The following is a 4,485-nucleotide window of genomic DNA, read 5'->3' as shown; positions in this document are numbered from 1 at the left end:
ACGAAGACCGGGCTCCTGCGAAAGCACCCGTAGCCTCTGCCACCCATTGGTAGTTTTCCTTGATCTTGCCGAGCTCCTTGGCCTTGGCCTTCGGGTCATCGGTATCGGCCAGATCGCGGTAGACCTGCTTGTCTTTCATCGCACTCTTGTCGCCGCCCGGCCAGATGCGCCAGGAATCGTTATCGATCACATCGGCCACTACCAACTCGCCCGTCTCGGCATCCCTGCCGCATTCGATCTTGAGATCGACGAGGGCGACGTCCTGCTGCGCCCAAGCCTCTTCAAGCGTCGTAAAGACATGCTCGGTGATCTCGATAAGTGTCAGGATCATCGGACCAGTCAAGTCAGCGAACTGGCTTTCGGCCAGTGACTGTTCAGCCATGAAGCCCTCAGCAAGCGGCTTACTGGCCACGAACCGTAGCAAACGACGACTGGCAAGATCGAGCACCAGCAGCGGATCGTGATTGGGGTCATCCTTCTCGAAGAATTCAACCATCACGTCCGGGAAGATGGTGCCTTCGACCACATCCGGGCGGCGCTTGAGGTAAGAACCGGTCGCAATGCGACGAGCCACCAGCTCTAGTGGGATCATCTCGACATTGCGGGCACGGAATGTCCATTCGTCGAGCTGACCTCGAAAGTGAGTCGGAATCCCATGGGCCTCGAGCAGTTCGAAACAATTGGAAGTAGTAACCGTAGATGCCCTTGCCTTACCTTCTAGCTGGTCGCGCTTCACACCATCACCGGCTGTAATATCGTCCTTGCTCTCAATCAGTACCTCGCCAGGATTCTCTGAATCCTGTCTGATCACCTTGGTCTTACCTTCTGTTAAAACAGCACCTTGCATCATATTCAACTCTCCTTGAGGTCGATGTTGAACTCCGCTTGTTTGTTGTTTTTGGATATGTACCGCATCAGAGAAAGTTCAAGGTCGTGATCGCCAATAGCCAGAATCTGGCAAGCAGCAATGGCCGCGTTCTTTAGCCCCGGCTTACCCACACCGGCCGTGAGCACCGGTACGCCCGGTGGCATGTAAATGCACGAATCTATACCGTGCTCATCTAGCGGCACCGCGATGACCGGCTTGGCCATTAATGTGCAGCCAGCTAGAGCACCTGGAAGAGCGGCAGCCATACCGGCAATGCCGATGAATACCTTGGCTCCATCCTGGCAGGCCCCTCGAGCAAAATCCTCCAGCGCCATCAAGTTGCGATGGGCCGAACAGACCGACACTGAGTACTCATAGGAGGATCCTTCAAAGACTCGATCCAGTATGTCGGTCATCCCTGATGACCTTACAAGATCAAGATCACTCTTGCTACCCATAACTATACAGACTTGGAACAAATTACCCTCCAAGTTGTCGAGGAACAAAAAAGGCAGAAAAACCCGCCTGGCAAACATTCTACACCTTTTAACAACCTAAGAAAACGGCTAAGATTTTGTAACGGCCTTGATATGCCTTAGCTGCGCGTCTGCATCACAAAAGGTTGCGCCTACGCCAGCTGCTAAAGAGACCTCCACATCTTCAAATTGCTGAGTACCAAATCGTTTTACAACCGTCGTAGCAATGATCGGCGCAAGCTTAGCCGAAGCCAACACTACAAACTCATCGCCCCCGCGCCTAAATGTGCGCTCACCGTAGCCGAACTCCTCTGCCGCGTCTCTGATAACATGGGCGATTCTAACAAGTACTCTATCGCCCTCCTCGTGGCCAATTACTTTATTAACCTGCCCGAAATTATTTACATCTACCGCCACTATTGCCACATGCGGGTTCTTCTCGGCCTCAGGCAGAGCTTTATCCAGTGCCTTGCGGTTAGCCAGGCCTGTCAAATGATCTATCTCCAACCGCCTATGCAAAAGCCGCTTTTCTTCCGTACCCTCTGGGTACACGGCGTGAGCGATTTTTTTCCTTACTTTAAGTATTTTTTCCTTCATTGTCTTGCCTGTAATATATAATACCGCAACTGTAAGCAGTTTGCTTTTTTACCCTGTAACTTTAAACTGTCTTTATGGCAAAAACCCAAAAACATATTCCCTGGAGTAAATACCTGAACAAGCTAAGGCGCTGGCACCGGCTCCACCTACTGTATGGGCTGCTGGCCCTTGCGGCGGTCATCGGTCTAATCAGCCTGGCTGCCCCCGGCAGGGAACTAAATGAGCAGACAATTAGCCGCGACCCCCTACGTATTGAGTTCGGACGGCTTAGCCGTGAACTAGATGAGTTTAAACGGACCAAAAGGAAGTATAACGCCCGCTATATAGTTACCAACCGTTATATTGATGAAAAAATTACTGATATTCAGATAAATATTAATTCCGGTGAGCGGCAGCTGGCTGACAGGCAGATTAAAGATACCCGCAGGCAGCTAGCAGTCTGGCAGGAGCAGCTGGCAAGAGAGGTAGCCCTAAAACATCCCGTAAATAACTCTTCCTTGCACGAAGCCGTAATACCGATTTTGATGTACCACCATACCCCAACAGATTTTGAACAGCAGCTTTTGACACTACGCCAAAAAGGCTACACCACTATTACTCCCGATCGCCTAGCCGCAGCCCTTAAGGCTGGCCTGCCGTTGCCGGGCAAACCGGCCATTATTACCTTCGATGACGGCTTTGCCGACCAAGTGGTGGCTTTTGAATTGCTGAAAAAGTACCAGATGTCAGCCACATTTTATATCGTAAATGGCGGCGAAGGCAGCCAGTGGTGCATCGGCAGCGGGCGGCGCTATAACGATCCGGCCCAGCCCTCCGGCGGCTGCGGAGATGCCTACCTTAACTGGAACCAGGTACGAGAACTGGATAAAAGCGGGCTTATAACAATAGGCGCCCATACTATTGACCATGCCAATTTAGCCGGGCTTTCGGCCGAGCAGCAGCGCGCTCAAATTAACGGCAGTAAGGCCGGAATTGAGCTGGAGCTAGGGCACCCTATTTACCACTTTGCCTACCCATACGGCTCGTTCACGGGTGAGACGATTCAAATAGTAAAAGAAGCCGGGTTTATTACAGCCGTTAGCACCATACCAGGCAGTGTCCACGCGCGCGACACGCTGCATACCTTATACCGGGTGCGAGACGCCTACTCCTTGCCGTAACGGCAGAAGTTTCAGTTTTCAGATACCAATTTATGTCATTACGGTCTACTGCAGACCGTACACCATAAACTAACTACTGTTTAACGCCGAGCTTGGAATTAATATAATCAAGCACATTGCGAGGAGTCAGATCGGCCTTAATTAGGTAATCAAAACCTAGAGCCTGCGCCTTCTGCTGGTCCCCGGGCTGAGCCGAGTTGGTCAAAATCACCACTTTAGTCGCCTTAAAATCAAAGCCGCTGCCCTTAAGCGCTGTCAGCACTTCAAAGCCAGACAGTTCCGGCATATTCAGATCGATCATCACTAAATGCGGACGAATAACTTTAATCTTCTCAAACGCATCGCGGCCGTTACTGGCTGTAGACACCTCATAGCCGGCGCTACTTAGCTTGGTGTTGTACATTCTGGAAATAAACGGATCGTCTTCGGCAATAAAAATTTTTTTACCGTTTTTGGATGCGGGCGCCGGGCGGGCCTGGGATTCCTCCGGATCTGTAACTCTTGCCATTACTGCATTCTCCTGTATTTGGTCATAGTATAACTCATTGCTTATTCTGGTCTAGAGGCAGCTTAAAGCCAAAGGTACTGCCCTTGCCTTCCGCGCTCTCAAAAATTAAGGTACCTCCTTGATCTGCAATCACTCGCTTGGCCAAATACAGGCCCAGGCCGGTGCCATCGGGGCGCACTTTGTGGGCGTTTTCGGCTCGAAAAAACTTCTTAAACAGTTTGGCTTGGTCGGCTTTTGGCACGCCGATGCCAGTATCTTGCACTTTTAGCACAGCCTGGTCACCCGCACGCTCTAGGGTAACCGTTATGCGGCCTTTTTTGGTGTAGTATAGGGCGTTATCTATAAAATTCATTACTACCTGGCGGGTTTTATCTTCATCCACATTCAGTGTAGGCAGAGGTTTGGCCGGAGGGATGAATTCGAGCTTTAGGCCCTTTTCTTTAGCATGGGTCTGCAGTTGAGTTGTTTCTTCTTGGGCCATTTTCTGCAGGTCTACAGCCGTCCGTTCTATCATGAACCGCCCGGCTTCCATGCGTGAGATATTCAAAAGATCAGAAATAAGGTGCACCATGCGCTGAGCACCGCCATAGGCGTATTCTAAAAACTCTTTCTGGTCCTTACCCACCTTACCCACGTCGCCGTCGAGCATCATCGAGATATAGCCTTTCACGGTTGTGAGTGGTGTGCGCAGCTGATGTGAGGCCATAGAGATAAACTCGTCTTTTGCTTGGTCTAGTTCTTTTAGGTGCCGGTTAGCGGTCTTTAGGCGTTTGGTGGCATCCTGTATACCCTCGTACAGCAGGGTGTTATCTATGGCTACACCAATAGCACCGGTTAGGCGCTCGAGGAGGCTGGTTTGAAAGTCAGACAGCTGCC

Annotated in this window: 6 protein-coding genes; 1 reads left to right on the top strand and 5 read right to left on the bottom strand. The window is 51.0% G+C overall.

What is annotated here, in order from left to right:
* The 3 genes from VNA68_01710 to VNA68_01700 form a co-directional block, all read right to left on the bottom strand.
* Positions 1-850 (bottom strand): phosphoribosylaminoimidazolesuccinocarboxamide synthase (locus tag VNA68_01710; GenBank protein HVE80835.1); only part of this gene is annotated, 850 nt, incomplete at its 3' end.
* A 2-nt stretch (positions 851-852) separates the two neighbouring features.
* Positions 853-1,404, bottom strand: a complete 552-nt coding sequence (locus VNA68_01705; GenBank protein ID HVE80834.1) for an AIR carboxylase family protein — start codon at positions 1,402-1,404, stop codon at positions 853-855.
* Positions 1,405-1,434: 30 nt separating this feature from the next.
* A complete protein-coding gene (locus VNA68_01700) occupies positions 1,435-1,941 on the bottom strand; it encodes a GGDEF domain-containing protein (protein ID HVE80833.1) in 507 nt (168 codons plus the stop codon).
* 74 nt (positions 1,942-2,015) lie between these two features.
* Between VNA68_01700 and VNA68_01695 the strand changes: the two genes are divergently transcribed.
* Complete coding sequence (locus VNA68_01695) at positions 2,016-3,101, top strand: polysaccharide deacetylase family protein (protein HVE80832.1); 1,086 nt, start codon at positions 2,016-2,018, stop codon at positions 3,099-3,101.
* 73 nt (positions 3,102-3,174) lie between these two features.
* Here the strand turns inward: VNA68_01695 and VNA68_01690 are convergent, their stop codons facing one another.
* Both VNA68_01690 and VNA68_01685 read right to left on the bottom strand, forming a co-directional pair.
* Positions 3,175-3,609 carry a response regulator gene (locus tag VNA68_01690; GenBank protein ID HVE80831.1) on the bottom strand — a complete coding sequence of 145 codons (435 nt, stop codon included), beginning with the start codon at positions 3,607-3,609 and terminating at the stop codon, positions 3,175-3,177.
* A gap of 34 nt (positions 3,610-3,643) precedes the next feature.
* The coding region (locus VNA68_01685; GenBank protein HVE80830.1) for a HAMP domain-containing sensor histidine kinase at positions 3,644-4,485 on the bottom strand (842 nt) is incomplete at its 5' end.

This window comes from Candidatus Dormiibacterota bacterium (assembly GCA_035536395.1).
Classification (GTDB): Bacteria; Patescibacteriota; Saccharimonadia; order UBA4664; family DATLOE01; genus DATLOE01.
This window is presented reverse-complemented; position numbering and strand designations above follow the sequence as displayed.

Bases quoted from the DNA above. Each gene is read 5' to 3' on its own strand.
- VNA68_01705 (HVE80834.1), bottom strand. From the start codon at position 1,404: ATGTTTGCCAGGCGGGTTTTTCTGCCTTTTTTGTTCCTCGACAACTTG.
- VNA68_01700 (HVE80833.1), bottom strand. From the start codon at position 1,941: ATGAAGGAAAAAATACTTAAAGTAAGGAAAAAAATCGCTCACGCCGTG.
- VNA68_01695 (HVE80832.1), top strand. From the start codon at position 2,016: ATGGCAAAAACCCAAAAACATATTCCCTGGAGTAAATACCTGAACAAG.
- VNA68_01690 (HVE80831.1), bottom strand. From the start codon at position 3,609: ATGGCAAGAGTTACAGATCCGGAGGAATCCCAGGCCCGCCCGGCGCCC.